Source organism: Proteus mirabilis HI4320, assembly GCF_000069965.1.
Taxonomy (GTDB): Bacteria; Pseudomonadota; Gammaproteobacteria; order Enterobacterales; family Enterobacteriaceae; genus Proteus; species Proteus mirabilis.
In genome coordinates this window covers 817,147-836,066 of record NC_010554.1, presented here as the reverse complement: position 1 = coordinate 836,066, position 18,920 = coordinate 817,147, and the positions used below count along the sequence as shown (strand labels likewise).

Sequence of the window (18,920 nt, the reverse complement as noted above, 5' to 3'; positions counted from 1 at the left end):
TTTATCCCTTACAAATAGATTGATACGTTTGACGAGAAACATAACTATCTAGTCTTGGTCCTATAAGAATTTGCTCTATATCGAGTATATTTTGAATAGGTAATTGGCACCGCCAAGTTACAGAAAAAAAATCCTTTTCTGGTTCAAAATAAAGTGTATCAACGCTTGGGGTGAATAACACGACTTCCCCTTGACGCTGATAAAATCTTACTGGGATATTATTTAATCTTGGTAGTTTAAAATTAATTTTCGAACGCAAAGGGTGTATATTGTTTAAAACAATCACTTCATTGCCAATAGGAAAATCAATTTGTTGATCAGCTGGTGCAGATTGAAAATAACGTTCATCAAAGTCTCTTGGTAAAAAGGGGGCTGTTTCGTTACGCCATTTTTCATCAAAAGTACCTGCATATTTTACCCGTTCACCATAATGGCGAGGTAATACGGATAATGCAATGGGATTAATTTGACTTTCAGGTGTATTTATTTGTTCATCAATGCACTCTAGTTGAGGCATTTTTATTTCTTTATTATTCGGTTTTCGAGATAAAAAATACCCTATTCCCAGTGGATTTATAGAGTGAGATATCTGCTCATCTTTGTAATAATATTTTCCTCCAAATGCAACCCCATAGTGTAAGGGAACCTCAGTAAAAGGCTCTGCGACTCCAGGTTTATAAAGGCCACCTTCTTTACACCAATTACGTTGACCAAAAACTGCGATCTTTTTTATCATATCTCCAACTTGAACAGATATAATCAGTTGGCTAATAGGTTTTTTATGCGGTGCAAATGCCTTAGCATTAAAAATTACATCACATTTTTGTTTCTTTAAAACAAAGTCAGCATCATAAATTGGCGCAGATTTCCCCACCTCTCCATAATATATATCTGAATAGACTAGGGGTTGAGATGGAATAATAGGACGTGGAAGCTGATTATTTTCTGGAATATGATAAGTTGCTTTTATTACAACAACCAGATACTCGAACCCAGCTTTATCAATCATTACTGTCGCTTTAGCAACTGTATGTTTAGCATTATTTATCAACTCCATGTGTTTATCTTCCTTCAGTTCACTTGTACTGATGCACCTTTAATACGATTTGTGGCTAATGCATAGTTATCAATATAAAGAGCCCTAATTTGAACAAACCCATCAGCAGTCATTGTTAAGCTAGATTCTCCACACTGTAACGTAATAGACTCACTCGCTTGGATATGTAATTGGTCTTGTTCAACACATGATAATGTCGCATTATTTATTATTTGTTTTGATAATTTATCTAAATAGTTATTTGAATAAATCATCCCTACGATCAATGGGTTATTCTGATTTCCATTAATAAACTGGATCGCACATATTTTGCCTACATCAGATTCAGTGATTGGCGCTAAACTCAATGCTAAAATAGGTTGTTCATTGTCATTAAATGTAATAGAAATACCTTCGTTACTGTTACTAACAATTTTTGCTAATTGGATAGAGGGAAGCATTGAAGGCTCACCCGATAAAGGTTGAGGTTCTGTCCTTTCGATTATCTCATCTAGTAAGGATGATTTTTGTGATGGTATTTTATTATCAGTTAATAATTTTGTCATGATTAATTACCTAAAATTGTTTTGGCTTTAAGGGTGATATCTCCATCGGCTTTAATATATTGATCTCCAGATGTTTCAATTATGATTTCATGTCCTCGGATCCGAATATAACCCTCTTTATCCATTTGTAATGTTGATTTACCACATACAATTTCAAATGAATCCCCAGCAACATATTTAATGTTTTGTTTAACTATAGATGTTTTATTAGCGCCAACTCTTTGCTGATAATCCTTATTAACAAATAACTTCTTATTTTCACCCACTTCTTCATCTTGATTTTGTGTAATTTTGATCATTTGATTTTTTTCGACTACTTCAAAATGATCTGCAAGTACATGCGTTGTTCTATTGTTTAATACTTTAGTATTCATATCCTTCTGCGCATGAAGAAACACCTCTTGCTTACCGCCCGCATCTTCAAAACGCAGTTCATTAAAACCTTCCCCTTTGTGGGTTTGGCTACGGAAAGTGGTTTGTGTCTTATTCTCTGGGAACTTAATCGGTGGTGCGTTACGACCATCATAGGTACAACCGGTAATTATCGGTCTGTCGATATCCCCATTCAGGTAACTGACCAGCACTTGTGTGCCGATGCGCGGTACCGCAGAAAAACCATAACCATTTCCACTCCAACCCATGGCAACCCGCACCCAGCATGAAGCACTGTGATCGGCACTTCCCCGACGATCCCAATGAAAATGCACTTTCACGGCGCCATATTCATTGACGTAGATTTCTTCCCCCGGTGGTCCTACCACCGTCGCCATTTCATCGCCGTCCGCCGTCGGTTTATAACGATAAGGGGGACGCCACTCTTGCGTGCCCGGAATAAAGGAGACGCTATTCGACAGTTGTGTGCCTTCGCCCCCGCTATTGTCCGCCAGTGGCTGTACACCATGATGGCTGACGCTGATCACTTGCCAGCGATCATTCATCGGCTGATGGGGATGCTGAGATAAGGTGAAGATTTTGCCGGGCATCAGCGCAAAACAGTTTGTTGTCGCTTGCCCCACTTTGCTGCCGTTACGTAATTGCTCAAAGCGCACCTGTGTCAGAGGTCGACCTTCATCGTCTAATTGAAAACGACCATAACTTTCAAACACACTGTGCTGTCCCCCCTGCTCAATTTTGTTTTCATGAGACAACGGATAAGAAGGACGCACAAAGTTGTTGTCTTTATGGATAGTTTCATCCACACACAAATATTCGCCATATTGCCAAGTCATGGCAGTGCTATCGCTGATATCGGTGTCGGCCTGCGGGTTATAGGTGAGGTGAATACCCGCCGTCATCCCCATATGTTCATCGCTGTAAAACAGTTGTTCTTCTTCAAACCAGAAGTTAATGCCCTCTTCAAACGCCAGTCGACACCAAAAATCAAATGCCGATTCGCGTTTTTGGGTGGTGTAGAGACGTTCAGGGTGTAGATCTTCACGGTAGAATTGGCAATCCGCTTTAACATGGGCCTCATCCAATAAGGTTTTTAAGATGGTCGGCACCGATTGATGTTGAAAAATACGGCTGTCTTGATTGAGGGTCATCACCCACATTTCAGGGCGAATATCGAAGTGATACCACGTTTTCACTCCGTCGGTATTGCCTTGTACTGCCCCGGCTAAGATACCGTTGACTTTGCGGATCAACACCCCATCACGTTTGACCGTTAATGATGAGGCTAAGCCAAGATGGCGCTGAAAATCGATAAAGGGTAAGGCACTGACCGCACTGATGGACAGTGAAAATAGCGAGGATAATCCTTCGGTAAGATTAAATTCGGTGACTTGAAAGGTGTCGTCAGGCAATCCACCAATGGTGCAAGTGAACACCAAACCACTTTCGAGGCTGTCCATGCCTAATGCATCAAGTAACGCCCCATGGGCCGCTTGGAGTGCTTGGTTTTCAGCGAATGTTTGTCCACCGGTAAAACCGCCACCGTGGATCAGGGGATGAGCCGTCACCCTATTGGCCGATGCGCTGGCTGATTGCGTGAGCGAGGCCGCTGCTGAGGCCATCCCGGCCACCTTTTGCGTGGGTGTCGATAGCGTTTCGTTCACTTTGGATTGCACCCTATTTTTTACTTGATTGATGGCTTCATCTTTTAAAACGGATGCCGGGTCAATGGGCGTTGATTTCGGATCTTTGCTAAGCATAATCTGCCTCCATGCAAAAATGGATAAAGAAAAGGGAACAATACAAAATAAGGACGAGCCCCCAAGGACTCGTCATAACGGTATTACGCTTCGAGAGGCGCACGCCAGTCATCCGCACCAGACGTTCCAGCAACAGTGTGCTCCCAGTCAATTTTGCGGTAAGAGAGGGAGACTTCGATAAGTTGCGTGAAGTCGGCTTTAGCCGGATCTTGGCAATGAGGCATTTGGCAATCGATGTTCACGATCGTCGCGTCAGTCAGTGTGGTGGTAAAGAAGTGCTCTTGTTTACCTTCAACAGACGTGCGATACCATTTTAACTCAACTTTTGGCAGCATTTCGCCGGAAGCCAATGCGTTATACAGCAGAGGAACGGCTTTGTTTAATGCCACGGTAAAACGAAACGGTTTATGCGCACGTTGGCCAGAAGGTTGGCCTGATTGCGGATCAGTCGGAACCGTCACTACGTGAGAAAATTCTTGTACCAACATTTGGTCTTCATGACCTTGTACATAAATGTTGCCGACAGAATCTGCAGTAAACGCGCCTGCAGTGATGTTGCCCTGATTTTTTCCTTCAATGGAAATATAGCAAGGAGTTGGCATAACAATATCCTTTTATCAAAAACGACAAATTAAATTAAATGATTGTCTTAAAAACAATCCGTTAGTCATGTCTGTCATCTTAGCCAGTGCGCACGGTAAGACTTCGGTAAAGGATAATAAAATCTTATCAATATGCTGTAAACAGCCCGTTTTTTTTGTATCTCTCTAGGATAAGTCACTTAGCGTAAACTGGTTGAAATATCGCTATATCATGCTGTAAAAACAGTCATAAAAAGTGTTTATCAGCATAAAATATGATGAATAAATAGACAAATTGCTCGCAACCCAAGAAACACTATGTACATAAAAATATATTTTGTAACGGAAATGTTAAATCAAAAATAGCGCATATAATCCATTGATTTTAAAGTATTAAAAATCAATTACATTGAATTATACTGTCCTTTCTCCATGAGCAGTCCAAATTGGTCAATATATTTAGCTGTTAAGCTCAATTTAATTAAAATATCATGCTAATTAAGCCACTATTTTTATTTAACACACTCAATATGCGTATATTTCAGTCTTATTTTTACGTACCAATACTCATTTTATGGAGGCTAATTATAAAACTATACAATGAACAAGTAGAAAATAAGGATAGGGAGACACAAAAGTTTTAGTTTAACTATCTTGGTCTTTGCTTATTGATGATAAAGATATGCTGTTATTCCAGTATAAATTAAGAAGCGATACTCATTACAGTAGCAATATTGAGAGAAGATTTTTCATATCATATTAGGGTAAAGATCTATTTGAGCCATATTAGTATTTATCCTTGATTGAAATAGGTAATCCTCTTATTTGATAACAATAAAGATATCTCTATAGTTATTTAGCTATTTATGGTTAGTCTTTTTTGGCTTATAGCACCATCTTCTTACTCACTATAAGAGATACATCGTACTAAAAAATTAAAAATCCATTTATTAAAGCAGAATATTTTTCAGACCATACCCTTAAGTTAAACCAAATATAGCTGTATTATGTTTGCAATTCTGTTGCCATAAAAAACTAATTCACACCTAAATAGTTTCATTGCGTTTTTATTTTTTATCATATACTCGTTATATATATGTTATTTTTAATATATCAATATGTAGCGTCACAAAGGGCTTGAAAACCTATTATTCCCTCTTATTTTCTAACACGTTATATTCCTATGAATAAATTGATATCTCAAAAAAACCTCTTTATTGCTCTTAAATCAAGATTAACGCCTTAACTTAAAAAACCATAAGATATTGAAAATAAAGCAAAATATAAAAACATCACCAATATCCAAAAAGGCTTGTTTAATATGTATCCATCATCGTGATACAAATATAATGAGTAAAAGCTAACTTATCCTAAAATTGAAATAACCTTTCAAGCAAAATAGATAAAATAAGTAATTATGCTAGAAAAAGATGAAATTATATTACTAATTGTAAAATATGAACTTAGCTCACAGAATTTTATAAATTAATATATTCTATATTTATTAAATTGAGTTTAATTTATATTGCAATTAGCTATATCATTTAGATACTCATTATTAGAGTAACCACCGAATAAGTTAGCTTTCATAATTATAGTCAAACTTATTTCTTATCCCGATAAGATGCCCTATTGATACTGCTCTCAGCTTATTTAATATAAAAATAAGAACTCATATAATAAATTACCTATTGACCCTAAGTTAATTTTGTATATTATGACCAAAACTAAAAAATAAATTTTGTACAATATTAAACATATTTAAACACCTTACTGGGAAAAGAATTCTTAACGCAGAGCCTGTTTTGTTCTGTGTAGGGAAGTGCATGCTCTAAATTTATTATTAATTTTTAATTTAGGCATTTTATTTATGGAATTAAGAAGTTATTGCATACTCATACAAGGAGCTTAACTTAAATGAGTAAGAAAAATCTCGGTAGTGTTGCCCCTAAAGAAAGGATTAATATTAAATATACGCCAAATACTGGCGGAGCTCAGGCTGAAGTCGAACTTCCATTGAATATGTTGATTGTTGGGGATATGAAAGGTAAAACGGAAGAGACCCCCATTGAAGATCGCAAAGCGATTTCAGTCAATCAAAACAACTTCAATTCTGTTATGGAAAGTGCTGGCATTAATTTAAATATTAATGTTCGCAATACCTTAGAAGAAAGCAGTGATTCAGAGCTTAATGTTAATCTTGATGTGAAATCTTTACAGGATTTCTCTCCTGATAGTATCGCTCGCCAAGTGCCCGAATTAAATAAACTTCTCGAATTGCGTGAAGCTTTAGTTGCATTAAAAGGTCCTCTAGGCAATGTCCCAGCTTTTAGAAAGCGTCTTCAAGAACTACTTGAAAATCAAGAAACTCGCGAACAGCTTCTAAAAGAGCTCGATATTGCTGCTAATCAAAAATAATGTTTATAGAGGATTATTTCATGTCACTAAATGCAGAAGCTCAAGAGCAACAAGCCCCCGCATCTACAGGCTCTTTACTTGATGAAATTATGGCTCAATCACGTATGTCTCCAGAAACAGAAGCATACGATATTGCCAAACAAGGTGTTGCTGCTTTTATTAGTAATATTTTCGCCAGTGAATCTGAAGACCAACAGATCAATCGATTATTAATCGATAAAATGCTTGTTGAACTTGATAATAAACTAAGTACTCAAGTTGACGAAATTCTTCACGCGCCTAAATTTCAAGAAATTGAAGCTTCATGGCGTTCTTTAAAATTACTCGTTGATCGCACTGATTTTAGAGAAAATATTAAGATCAATATTCTTCATGCAACTAAAGAAGAGTTATTAGAAGATTTTGAATTTTCTCCAGAAATTGTTCAATCAGGCTTCTATCAACACGTCTACTCTTCAGGATACGGCCAATTTGGTGGTGAACCTGTTGCAACAGTTATTGGTAACTACGCCTTTAACAATACTGCGCCAGATATGAAGTTAATGCAGTATGTTAGTACTGTTGGTGCAATGGCTCACGCGCCATTCCTATCATCTGTTTCACCTAATTTCTTTGGTATTAATAGCTACGCTGAACTGCCGGCAATTAAAGATCTAAAATCTGTTTTTGAAGGCCCTGCACATACTAAATGGCGCTCACTGCGTGAAGCAGAAGATTCCCGTTATTTAGGGTTAACAGCACCGCGTTTCTTATTACGTTTGCCATACTCTCCAACAGAAAACCCTGTAAAAATGTTTAACTATTCAGAAAATGTTAAACAAGACCATGAGCACTATTTATGGGGTAATACCGCATTCTTATTAGCAAGCTGTATTAATGATAGTTTTGCAAAATATCGTTGGTGTCCAAACATTATTGGCCCACAAAGCGGCGGTACAGTTAATGATCTTCCTGTGCATATTTTTGAAGCGATGGGTGAATTACAAACTAAGATCCCAACTGAAGTTTTAGTTACCGATCGTAGAGAATTTGAACTAGCAGAAGAAGGCTTTATCACGCTGACCATGCGTAAAGGCAGTGATAATGCTGCATTCTTCTCCGCAAACTCGGTTCAAAAACCAAAAGTCTTCCCAAATACTCCTGAAGGCAAATTGGCAGAGACTAACTATAAGTTAGGAACTCAATTGCCATACATGTTTATTATCAATCGCTTAGCTCATTATATAAAAGTATTGCAACGTGAACAGATTGGCTCATGGAAAGAGCGTCAAGATCTGGAGCGTGAACTCAATATTTGGCTTAAGCAATATGTCGCAGATCAAGAAAACCCACCAGCAGATGTTCGTAGTAAACGTCCATTGCGTTCAGCTGAAATCAAAGTACTTGATGTTGATGGCGATCCAGGTTGGTACCAAGTCGCTATTCAAGTTCGCCCACATTTTAAATATATGGGTGCAAACTTTGAATTATCACTTGTTGGTCGTCTTGATAAAGAGTAACGGTGATGGCATCCAATTATGGCTGGCAGGCTAATGCTGGCGCCAGCTTATTTGAACGGATCCGAGGGAAAAACTTAGGTTTTTCCCATCGTTCGCGAACAAATACACTCATTGAATCAATAAAACAGAATTTAAATTACATCTTAAATGCTAGACCTGATGGTTGCCAAGGAACGCCACCCTTAGGGATCCCTGATTTAAATGATGCGACTCAATCTACGGTTGATTTTAAATCTCACCTAGAAGATAGCATTAGTAGTTGCATTATTGCGTATGAACCACGGATCAGCAAAGTTGTAGTGAAATTTCTTGAAGAAGATGCAGATAGTTTATCTTTACAATTTAATATTAATGCTTTTATTGATTTAGAAAATAAGCAGCAACTTATTGAATTTAATGTGTATTTAGATAATAACCGTAGATATCAGCTTAAATAGCATTAATATGTCATCAAAATCCTACTTTACCAATGAATCAGAATACTTAAATGAGCTGACTGAACAAGTTGCCAAAGAAAAACCGCAACTTGTTAATTTGCTTTCGCACAATGTTAAAGATCCTGATACTTCGCGGATTATGGATGGGCTATCTTATTTATCGGGTAATTTACGCCAGCAAATAGATAGACAATTTCCTGAATTAACTAATAGTTTAGCCAATATGCTTTGGCCAAACTACGCACGCCCTGTGCCAAGCATGACGATTGTTGAATATCATCCTAATTATGCTCAGTGCCAACACGCAACAAAAATTTCAGCAGGACAACCCTTTAGTGCCGCTCCACTTTATGTGCAAAGTGAGGAAACAAACCACGAGACGTTATTTCAATGTCGATTTAGTCAAAGTCGCGACCTCTGGTTAATGCCGACAAAAATCAGTAACATTTTGCAGCAAACAACCGCCATTGAAATAACATTTGAGTTAGCAACAAAACAGCCACTTGCCAATATTGGCTTAGATAAATTGTGTTTTTACTTAAATGGTGCGCCATTTACTACAAATCAGCTCTATTTTTTATTAAGCCAGCATGTGCAGAGTGCCTCTTTAGTCACAGATGTACATACGCTACCTCTTACTCACTTTTCAGTTACGCCTGTTGGTTTTCAAAAGCAGGATGCCTTACTTCCATACCCGAAAAATAGCTATGATGGCTATCGTATACTGCAAGAGTTTTTCTGTTTTCCTGAAGCCTTTCTCTTTCTAGATATTCATGGTTTGGATGACATTCCTTTGGCTATCGAAGCAGAGCAATTCAAACTGGTGATCAATTTTGATCTAGAAATTCCTGATGGCGTTATTCTTTACGACGACAGTATTAAACTTAATTGCACCCCTATTGTGAATTTATTTCCTATTGATAGTGAAGCAATAAATTTGACGGGGAAAAGTGAGGAGTATGTTTTAAGTCCTAATTACCAACTTACTGAATGTTTTGATATTTTTTCGATTAATGAGGTTAGAGGGTTACGTTATCCTAATGATGCTAAACCTTATCCGATCACCTATACAGCATTTGAAAGTTTTTATCATCAAAACCATCAGACTCAAAATCATGGCTATTACCGTTTAAAGATAAGTCAAAATGAACAGTTATACGGCTATTCCCATCGACTTTCTTTTGTTCGTCAGCAAGAGCCTCAGTTACAACAGTGTGAAGAAACCGTTTCTGTTGCACTCAACTGTACTAACCGCTATATCGCTTCCCAGTTATCGACGCGTTCTATCGATTTAGATAGTGCATCAATGCCTTATGGGGCTTTATCTGCTAAGAATTTATTCGCACCAACACTGCCTTTATATCCATTATTAGATAAAACATTATATTGGTCTGAATTAACTAATTTATCTTTAAATTATCAGTCTTTGCTCAATCTTGATTCATTAAAAAAAATATTACAACTCTATGATTTACCGTCTGTTTATAACACACAGGTTGCAAGGCAATCACAAAAACGCCTAGATGCATTAGTTGATTTACATTCAGAGCATATTGAGCATATCTACAAAGGCCTTCCTGTTCGCGGTCTGAAGACAACGTTAGTTGTTCATCAAAATGCGTTTCTTTCAGAAGGAAGTTTATTCCTATTTTGTACCGTTATCGCTCAATTTTTCACCTTATATACCAGCATTAATATGTTTCATGAGTTGGAAGTTATTAACCTTGATAATAAGGAAGTTTATCGATGGCCAGCACAAATCAACCAGCACATACTGAAGTAATCGATCGTTGGCTGGAACAAGCTGGCTCATCGGTAACAGAGTATAATTTTTATCAACTCGTTGAATTGTTAAATAAAATAATTCATCAAGATGTCAACTCGATGGAGGATGACAGCGGTATTCTTCGCTTTAAATCTTATTCAAATATTGCATTTCCGACGCGAGATGTCATTTCCATTGAAAAAAATAATGTCGAACAATATGAATTAGAAGTCGCTTTTTTAGGCTTACAAGGAAGTCAGTCCCCCCTACCAGGCTATTATCTGGATGAGTTTGCTTGGGAAGATGCACAACAGATAGAAGGTATCTCCGCTTTTCTCGATATCTTCAATCATCGTCTGATAGCGTTACTTTATCGGATCTGGCGCAAATATCGTTACTACATTTGCTTTGAAAATGAAGGTCAGGATTCATTTTCACAATATATGTTTTCTCTCGTTGGATTAGGTAATGGAGCTAATCGCGGTCGGATCAAAATCAACCATAGCAAAATGCTCGCTTATGCTGGTCTTTTGGCGAGTCCAAGTCGCTCTTCTGATGTGATTAGTAGTCTTATATCTCACTGTTTCGACTTAGAAAATGTAAAAGTAATTGGTTGGGAGACACGCCGTGTTCCTATTCCTGAATCACAACAAAACAAGTTAGGTACGATTTCTCATCAATCCGGACAAAAATCTCGCCCACGAATGTTATTAGGGGAAAATTTTAGTCTGGGCTCACACATATATGACTGCAATGGAAAATGCACCATCGAAATCAGTGAATTAAGTTTAGAACGCTATATGCGTTTTTTACCTAACGGCAGTGATTTCGCACCATTAGTTGCCTTTGTTTCTTACATTTTTCATGAGCAATTAGCTTGGGATTTACGTCTTAGCATTGCTGAAAAGCAAGCCGAAGGGTTCCGTTTGGGTCACCAACAACACAACCAATTAGGCTGGCAAAGCTTTTTAGGTCAACCCGCAAAGAAACCGGATGTCACCATTACGGTATTGGAATAAAGAGATGGATAAATATCAGCCAACAATTTCTTTTAGCATCAAAAATAGTGAACAGCTAGAAAGTGGTTATCTGCCAAATGCGACTTTAACTCAAAGTAGCGGACAGATTGGTAGTGGCAATCAATGTGACTGGAAAATCCAAGATAATGAAGGTGCTATTGCCGATCGGCAATGTACGGTGTTTTGGAAAGATCAACACTTTTGCTTAAAAGTAAATTCAGGTCCTGTTTACATTAATAATGCGATTATTCCATTGCATCTTGATGCCGTTAGACTGACCCAAGGTGATCAGATAAAAGTGGGTAAATTAGTTATTGCCACCAATATTAGTCTTACCGGAGAGCCGGTACAAAATATGATGGCGATGACGCCTCAGTCTATTATCGCAAAAGATCATAATCCGCTAGATTCATTATTTGATGTTGATACAACAGTCAAAAATGAGCGGAAAGAGCCTCCGTTTGTACCAACCGTTCAGGGTGCATTAACAACAGATCCACTACAGGCTTTAGAAAACGAAAATCTAAGCTTAATTTCTAAAAACACACAAGCTACTTCAGACGATCCTTTATTGAGTGACCCCCACTCGTATTCATCTGCCTTTCCGACATCAGATAATCAAGAGAATACTATGGTCCAAGAATTTATTGATTTACCTAAAATCACACCTAATGAAAACGAACATATGACCGATGTCGATCATGTGGCGGTTAACCCTCTGATGAAGGGATTAGGTATCCACCTTAATTTAACAAATACACAGCATGCTAATGATTTTCTTGTTGAACTGGGTAAAACCGTCAAAGCGGCTATTGAAGGTTTACTGATTTTGCAACAACAACAAGAAAGCTTACAAGATAAGCAATTACGCCCAATTGAAGATAATCCTCTACGTCTTAATAGTGGCTATGAAGAGACAATGAAGTTGATGTTTACCGATGAACGTAGCCCTGTACATCTTTCAGCACCTGCGGCAGTAACAGAAAGCTTGCACAACATCCAATTGCATTATCAAGCGAATCAAGAAGCTATTTCAACCGCACTATCAACCATGTTGGCAGCATTCTCTCCTGAACATTTATTAAACCGCTTTTCTCAGTATCGACGAGCTTCAGATAACACACCAATGAATGATGGCTGGGCTTGGGAAATGTACAACAACTATTACAAAGAACTCTCTTCATCTCGGCAACAGGGTTTTGAAAAATTATTCTATGAAGTATACAGCCATGCTTATGACAGAGCGCTGAGAAAAGGAATAGAGGAAGCTTAATATGCAGCTTAGAACTTTCTCAATATTACTGTTATTTAGCTCTTTTTTAATATTGAGTGGATGTAGTAAACCTTTTGAAGCCGCGGGTAAAATGGGGAAAATCTTATTAGATCCCTCAACTCCTGTTGGGCAACCGAAAGATCAGCCCTCTACCGTTGCATTAACCATCCTTGCGGAGCCCTATATTAATCCTAATCAGGAAGGTGAAGCTGCGCCGATAAATATCCAAGTTGTTTATCTTAACGAAGATTCAGTATTTGGCTCTGTTGATCATGATCAGATAGATGCAAAAGAGGGTGACTTAGAGAAAGTTCTAAAGAAAAATTATATTGACCATCAAGACTACACCATTTTACCTGGCCAATATAAACCCTTCCCTACTATGACGTTAGACCCATCTAACCGTTACATTGGCATTATTGCCTATTACTCAGATCCTGATAAAGCAGAATGGAAGAAAATAGTCAAAGCGCGTGGTAAAGGACGCCACTACTTCCTATTAGTGCACATTAGGGAAAATGAAATCGAATTTAGACAAGAAGAGGATGATTAATATGTCAACTAAAAATAGAGTGATCTGGCGTGAAGGGCTATTTATCAAACCTCAACATTTTCAACAACAACAACGTCATCAAGATTATATGACGGTGAGTATTTTAAATAACTTTTTTTCACACTTTTGGGGATTTAGTACCTTAAAATTGAGTGACGATTTATATGCTTTAGGTCGTATTGGTATTAAAGAAGCTTCTGGTGTTATGCCAGACGGCACCATTTTCTCTATACCAAACCAAGATTTACTACCACAGCCTATTGATATAACGAATATTACTGATAGTGACAGCAGTATTATTTATCTAGCTTTTCCTTTAATGAACGAGAATGTCAGTGAAATTTCCACTGAACATAACGGTAGTCGTTTACTTTCTCGCTACAGCGAAAGCACCGAAAATATTCGTGATTTACATACTGAAAATGGTGATATCAGTGCTATTCATGTTGCACAGCTCACACCAATACTCAAACAAGGTAAACATGGTTTAGATGCCTATGTTGCTTTACCTATCTGTCGTATTAGAGAGCGTAATGCTAATGGTAATTTAACGCTAGATAATGATTATATTCCCAGCCTATTAAATATCCGTGCCTCAACATTATTGAGCCAATTTCTCACCGAGCTTGAAGGAACGCTATATGAAAGAGGAAAACAAATTGCCTCTCGCATTGGTGCCCCAGGTCAGCAAGGTGTTGCGGATGTGGCAGAATTTATGATGTTACAAGTGCTTAATCGCACTTATCCACTCTATTCGCATTATGCTCAAGAGCCGGTGATCCATCCTGAAAAACTATTTCGAGATTTATTAGAGCTTTGTGGTGAACTACAAACATTCACGAATACTTCACGTTTACCTGAAAATATTGCCAAATATCAACATGCTAAATTAACAGAAAGTTATATTCCATTAATAGCCAGTATCCGCGAAGCACTCAGTGTTGTCTTAACACCAAGAGCGATCCCAATCCCGCTACAAGTTCAAGAGCATGGTATTCGTGTAGCAACCATTCATGACAAACAACTGCTACAACGAGCTGAATTTATTATTGCGGTGAAATCACAAATGCCGCAAGAGCAACTACGTCGCCAATTCCCACAACAAACTAAGGTGACAACAATCAATAACATTCGCAGCTTGGTTAGTGTGCAAATACCGGGTGTTCCTTTATCACCACTTTCGGCTGCACCAAGACAATTACCTTATCACTCGGGATATAACTATTTCCATTTTGATCAACAAGGCAATGAATGGAAAGGGATCCAGCAGGATGGCAACATCGCATTCCACGTTTCAGGAAACTTCCCCGATCTCGATATTCAGTTATGGGCAATAAGAGATGGAGCACTCTATGACTGATGATATTTTACTGAATCATGATGATGAAGAGCGCATTACAAAGAAAAATTACCAACTGCCGCTAAGAGGAAACAACATCAATCCAATGATAGATGCTGCTACACCTTTATTAGGCATGGTATTGCGCATGAAAGCGATGTCTGAAACCCCACTTTCAGAAAAGCTGTACCAACAAGTTGTCATGGATATTACCTCTATTGAGCAACAATTACAGATCCAAGGTTACGAGCCAGGTGCCATTGTTTCATTTCGTTATGTGCTATGTACTTTTATTGATGAAACCGCCCTTGGATTAGGCTGGGATCAAGATAATGGTTGGGTAAAACAATCATTACTGGTTCATTTTCATAATGAATCATGGGGTGGTGAAAAAGTCTTTGTCTTAATTGAAAGATTATTAGGTGAACCTAAGCGTTACCTCGATCTGATTGAATTTATCTACCTTTGTTTATGCCTAGGATACCGCGGGCGCTACAAAGTCTCTGCGGGACAAAATGATGAATTTAATCATTTATTAAGACGCTTACAAAAACAGATCCAACAGCTAAGAGGTAACGCTAAGCCAATAGTTCTATTTGAAAAAGGTGATAACCAACAAAGCCGTTATCGTTTAGGTAAGCGTTTAGGGGCTCGCTATATTCTCATAGGTACAGCGGTATTCGCGTTGATTATTTATAGCATTTATTCATCCAGACTGAATTATCAAACACTCAGTATTGTGGAACAACTTAATACTTTACTTGGCTAGGACGCATTATGATCCAAATTGATCTCTCTACTCTCGTTAATCGATTACACCCAATAGCTAAGCATGCCTTAGAAAGTGCAGCCGCTTACTGTGTAAGCCACCAGCAACCTGAAATTACGATTGCTCAGTTTCTACAAAAACTGATAGAAACGCCATTAACTGACATTCGTATGATCAGTCAAAAAAGCGCATTAGATATTAATGCGTTATCAGAGTTATTAGATATCGACATTCCGCCACATCAAGTTATTACACAAAGTTATCCTAGTTTTTCACCCTTATTAGTCGAATGGATGAAAGATAGCTGGCTATTAGCGTCAACTGAGCTAAATCACAGTGAACTTCGCTCTGGTGCATTGTTTTTAACTTTACTACAAATGCCTTTGCGTTATCTTGCGAAACCTGTTGCCGATATGCTTGCGCAGATTAACCGCGACCAATTAAAACTCAATTTTGATCAATGGACTGAAGGCTCTGCTGAATCGCCTTTTAACGAAAAAACAGTATCAGAAAAAGGTAACCTTGCCGCTGATTCATTGTTAGCGAAATTTACTCATAACATGACTGAACAAGCGCGAAATGGTGAGTTAGATCCGGTCTTATGTCGCGATAATGAAATCGACTTAATGATTGATATTCTGTGCCGTCGCCGTAAAAACAATCCTGTAGTAGTCGGAGAGCCCGGTGTGGGTAAAAGTGCGTTAATTGAAGGACTAGCACTACGTATTATTGCCGGAGATATTCCTGATAAATTAAGAGGTTGTGAACTTCTTACTCTTGATTTAGGCGCATTACAAGCAGGTGCTGCAGTCAAAGGCGAATTTGAAAAACGCTTTAAAGGCATTATGCAAGAAGTCACTCAATCTCCTCACCCTATCATTCTATTTATTGATGAAGCACACACCCTCATTGGTGCAGGTAACCAGCAAGGTGGCTTAGATGTTTCTAATTTATTAAAACCGGCTTTGGCGCGTGGAGAACTACGAACTATCGCAGCAACGACTTGGAGCGAATACAAAAAATATTTTGAAAAAGATGCCGCGTTAGCGCGCCGTTTCCAATTAGTGCAAGTCAAAGAGCCATCATCTGCAGAAGCCATTATCATTATGCGTGGCTTACGTAGTATCTATGAAAAATCCCACCATGTCTTTATTGATGATGAAGCACTACGAGCCAGTGCTGAATTAAGTGAACGTTATATCTCTGGACGTCAATTACCAGACAAAGCCATTGATGTATTAGATACAGCCTGTGCAAGAGCCGCGATTAATCTATCTTCGCCACCAAAGGCATTATCCTCTTTGAAAACAGAACTCCACCAAATCAATATGGAAATGGATGTATTACAAAGAGAACACTATTTAGGTTTAGATGATCATTCTGAGCGTCTTGAAACGTTAGCCTCACAAGCAAGTGCTATTGAGCAACAAGCAACTGATTTACAGCAAGCATGGGAGCAACAAAAAGAGCTTGTATCTCAAATTATTACCTTACGAGCAACATTACTTAATAATGCTACCGAAGCGACTAATGACGATGTCGCAAATGATGTTGCAAATAATGAAGTGGTAAGTGATATAAGAACTTATAGTGAAGCAGAAGATGCTGAAGATAATGATGAAAAAATAGCAGCACAGCCCCCCTGCTCATCTGAAGAATTAAAGCAACAGTTACAACAATTAGATAAACAACTTGCTCAGTTACACGACACGCATTTACTGGTTTCGCCTCACGTCGATAAAAAACAAATTGCGGCGGTAATTGCTGAATGGACCGGAGTACCATTAAATCGATTATCACAAGATGCATTATCAATTGTCACTGAGTTGCCTACCTACTTGGAAGAGAGTATCAAAGGCCAATCATTAGCCATTCAATGTTTACACAAACATTTACTCACAGCGCGGGCTGATTTACGTCGACCGGGTCGACCGCTGGGGGCGTTCTTATTAGCAGGTCCTAGTGGCGTGGGTAAAACAGAAACGGTTATCCAAATTGCCCAATTAATGTTCGGTGGCACACAATATCTCACGACTATTAATATGTCTGAGTTTCAAGAAAAACATACTGTTTCTCGCCTTATTGGTTCACCTCCCGGTTATGTGGGATATGGTGAAGGAGGGATCTTAACAGAAGCTATTCGTAAAAGACCTTACTCAGTTGTTTTACTCGACGAAGTAGAGAAAGCGCATCCTGATGTGCTAAATCTATTTTATCAAGCTTTTGATAAAGGAGAGATAGCCGATGGAGAAGGACGAGTCATTGATTGTAAAAATATCGCATTTTTCCTCACCTCTAATTTAGGTGACCATGTCATTACTGCTTACGCGGATAAACCGGACGAACTAGAAGATGCACTCTACCCTGAATTAACAACTTTCTTTAAACCAGCATTACTTGCTCGAATGGAAGTGATCCCTTATTTACCGTTGCCTGCAGAGGTTTTACGACAAATTGTTGATGGCAAATTAGCTCGTCTTATTAACCTGTTAAAACAGCGTTTCAACGCAGAAATCAATGTAGAAGAGAGTGTTGCTACGGAAATTTTACGCAGAGCTTCTCGTGCTGAAAATGGTGCGCGTATTTTGGAATCTATTATTGATGGTGCGTTATTGCCGCCTCTTTCTTTATTACTTCTACAATATAGTGCACGTAATGAAGCTATCTCTCATATCCGCTTAGCGACTGAAAATGATGAGTTTATTGCGGAGGTTAATTAAGCAATGAAAGCGAGACTAAAAAATGCGCTTGCACTACTAGAATGTCATGATGTAGAGACGCTAGCTGTTCAATTTCTAAAATATAGCTTTTTTCGTAGCTCACTGAGTGGGTTAATTATTTCGTTAATGAATAAAGCTGAAAATAAATTGGAAAGTTGGAATATCGACTTAACGCTTCAAGTGCAAAGCCATTTTTTAGATACCGATATTACCGATGCAGATCACCCTTTAATTCAACTGCTATTTAAGGGTGAACCTGTATTTTGGCAAAACTTACAACAAGGTAGTTATATTAATAATGCTGCTATGCGCGGTTTTATTTCACAGCTTCCGGTGAACACCGGATTGTATAGTTTGCCTATCTATGATGTTAACCATAAAGCATGTGGCACGATTATTCTTTTAGGGCAAGCTGAAGAGCTAGAAAATATCGAGCAAGGTATTTTCCCTATTTATTGTGAACTATTTAATCATCAATTAAAGCATCTTTTTGAATTATCAAATATGCAACAAAAAATCTCTTACTTGCAATATATCAATCAATTACAAAGGGAAAAAGAAACCACGCTTAATGAAACGTTAGATAAATTAACCGCATCTGTAGCGACTATTGCACTTCCTACCATACAAATCAAAGGAGTTAATGATTTAGAAGTTGCTATAGAAAATTATGAAAAAGAAATTTTATTAGATAAACAGCAAGAATTGAAAGGAGATATTAACGCCATGGCAGAACAGCTTAGTATTTCTAAACGAGCGTTAATATATAAATTGAAGAAATACGGAGTATAA

General features: G+C 38.0%; 15 protein-coding genes. 11 read left to right on the top strand and 4 right to left on the bottom strand.

Features of this window, described 5'->3' with window-relative positions; translation table 11 throughout:
* Window position 1: 1 nt before the first annotated feature.
* The 4 genes from PMI_RS03705 to PMI_RS03690 form a co-directional block, all read right to left on the bottom strand.
* Window positions 2-1,057: a DUF2169 family type VI secretion system accessory protein gene (locus PMI_RS03705; RefSeq protein WP_004244631.1), complete on the bottom strand. Its 1,056-nt coding sequence runs from the start codon at window positions 1,055-1,057 to the stop codon at window positions 2-4.
* Between the two features lie 14 nt (window positions 1,058-1,071).
* Window positions 1,072-1,602: a DUF6484 domain-containing protein gene (locus tag PMI_RS03700; protein WP_004244630.1), complete on the bottom strand. Its 531-nt coding sequence runs from the start codon at window positions 1,600-1,602 to the stop codon at window positions 1,072-1,074.
* A gap of 2 nt (window positions 1,603-1,604) precedes the next feature.
* Window positions 1,605-3,755: a type VI secretion system Vgr family protein gene (locus PMI_RS03695; protein WP_012367725.1), complete on the bottom strand. Its 2,151-nt coding sequence runs from the start codon at window positions 3,753-3,755 to the stop codon at window positions 1,605-1,607.
* A gap of 83 nt (window positions 3,756-3,838) precedes the next feature.
* Window positions 3,839-4,357, bottom strand: a complete 519-nt coding sequence (locus PMI_RS03690) for an Hcp family type VI secretion system effector (RefSeq protein ID WP_012367724.1) — start codon at window positions 4,355-4,357, stop codon at window positions 3,839-3,841.
* Between the two features lie 1,896 nt (window positions 4,358-6,253).
* Between PMI_RS03690 and tssB the strand changes: the two genes are divergently transcribed.
* Genes tssB through PMI_RS03635 form a run of 11 tightly spaced genes read left to right on the top strand, consistent with a single transcriptional unit; the run spans window position 6,254 to window position 18,920 of the window.
* Entirely contained in the window at window positions 6,254-6,754 is a 501-nt protein-coding gene (tssB, locus tag PMI_RS03685) for a type VI secretion system contractile sheath small subunit (RefSeq protein WP_004247653.1), read from the top strand.
* 20 nt (window positions 6,755-6,774) lie between these two features.
* Window positions 6,775-8,253, top strand: a complete 1,479-nt coding sequence (tssC, locus tag PMI_RS03680; protein WP_004247652.1) for a type VI secretion system contractile sheath large subunit — start codon at window positions 6,775-6,777, stop codon at window positions 8,251-8,253.
* Between the two features lie 5 nt (window positions 8,254-8,258).
* Window positions 8,259-8,690 (top strand): type VI secretion system baseplate subunit TssE, encoded by a 432-nt coding sequence (gene tssE / locus PMI_RS03675; protein WP_004244624.1) that lies wholly within the window; start codon window positions 8,259-8,261, stop codon window positions 8,688-8,690.
* Window positions 8,691-8,697: 7 nt separating this feature from the next.
* A complete protein-coding gene (gene tssF / locus PMI_RS03670) occupies window positions 8,698-10,473 on the top strand; it encodes a type VI secretion system baseplate subunit TssF (RefSeq protein WP_012367723.1) in 1,776 nt (591 codons plus the stop codon).
* Window positions 10,437-11,474 (top strand): type VI secretion system baseplate subunit TssG, encoded by a 1,038-nt coding sequence (tssG, locus tag PMI_RS03665; RefSeq protein ID WP_004244621.1) that lies wholly within the window; start codon window positions 10,437-10,439, stop codon window positions 11,472-11,474. The genes tssF and tssG overlap by 37 nt, the downstream gene beginning before the upstream one ends.
* 4 nt (window positions 11,475-11,478) lie before the next feature.
* On the top strand, window positions 11,479-12,747 hold the full coding sequence (tagH, locus tag PMI_RS03660; RefSeq protein WP_012367722.1) for a type VI secretion system-associated FHA domain protein TagH: 1,269 nt from the start codon (window positions 11,479-11,481) through the stop codon (window positions 12,745-12,747).
* Between the two features lies 1 nt (window position 12,748).
* A complete protein-coding gene (tssJ, locus tag PMI_RS03655) occupies window positions 12,749-13,300 on the top strand; it encodes a type VI secretion system lipoprotein TssJ (protein WP_004244619.1) in 552 nt (183 codons plus the stop codon).
* Between the two features lies 1 nt (window position 13,301).
* Window positions 13,302-14,660 (top strand): type VI secretion system baseplate subunit TssK, encoded by a 1,359-nt coding sequence (gene tssK / locus PMI_RS03650; RefSeq protein ID WP_004247647.1) that lies wholly within the window; start codon window positions 13,302-13,304, stop codon window positions 14,658-14,660.
* On the top strand, window positions 14,653-15,408 hold the full coding sequence (icmH, locus tag PMI_RS03645; RefSeq protein WP_004244617.1) for a type IVB secretion system protein IcmH/DotU: 756 nt from the start codon (window positions 14,653-14,655) through the stop codon (window positions 15,406-15,408). Before tssK ends, icmH begins: the two co-directional genes overlap by 8 nt.
* An 8-nt stretch (window positions 15,409-15,416) precedes the next feature.
* Window positions 15,417-18,128, top strand: a complete 2,712-nt coding sequence (tssH, locus tag PMI_RS03640) for a type VI secretion system ATPase TssH (protein WP_012367721.1) — start codon at window positions 15,417-15,419, stop codon at window positions 18,126-18,128.
* A 3-nt stretch (window positions 18,129-18,131) separates the two neighbouring features.
* Window positions 18,132-18,920 carry a helix-turn-helix domain-containing protein gene (locus tag PMI_RS03635; protein WP_004244614.1) on the top strand — a complete coding sequence of 263 codons (789 nt, stop codon included), beginning with the start codon at window positions 18,132-18,134 and terminating at the stop codon, window positions 18,918-18,920.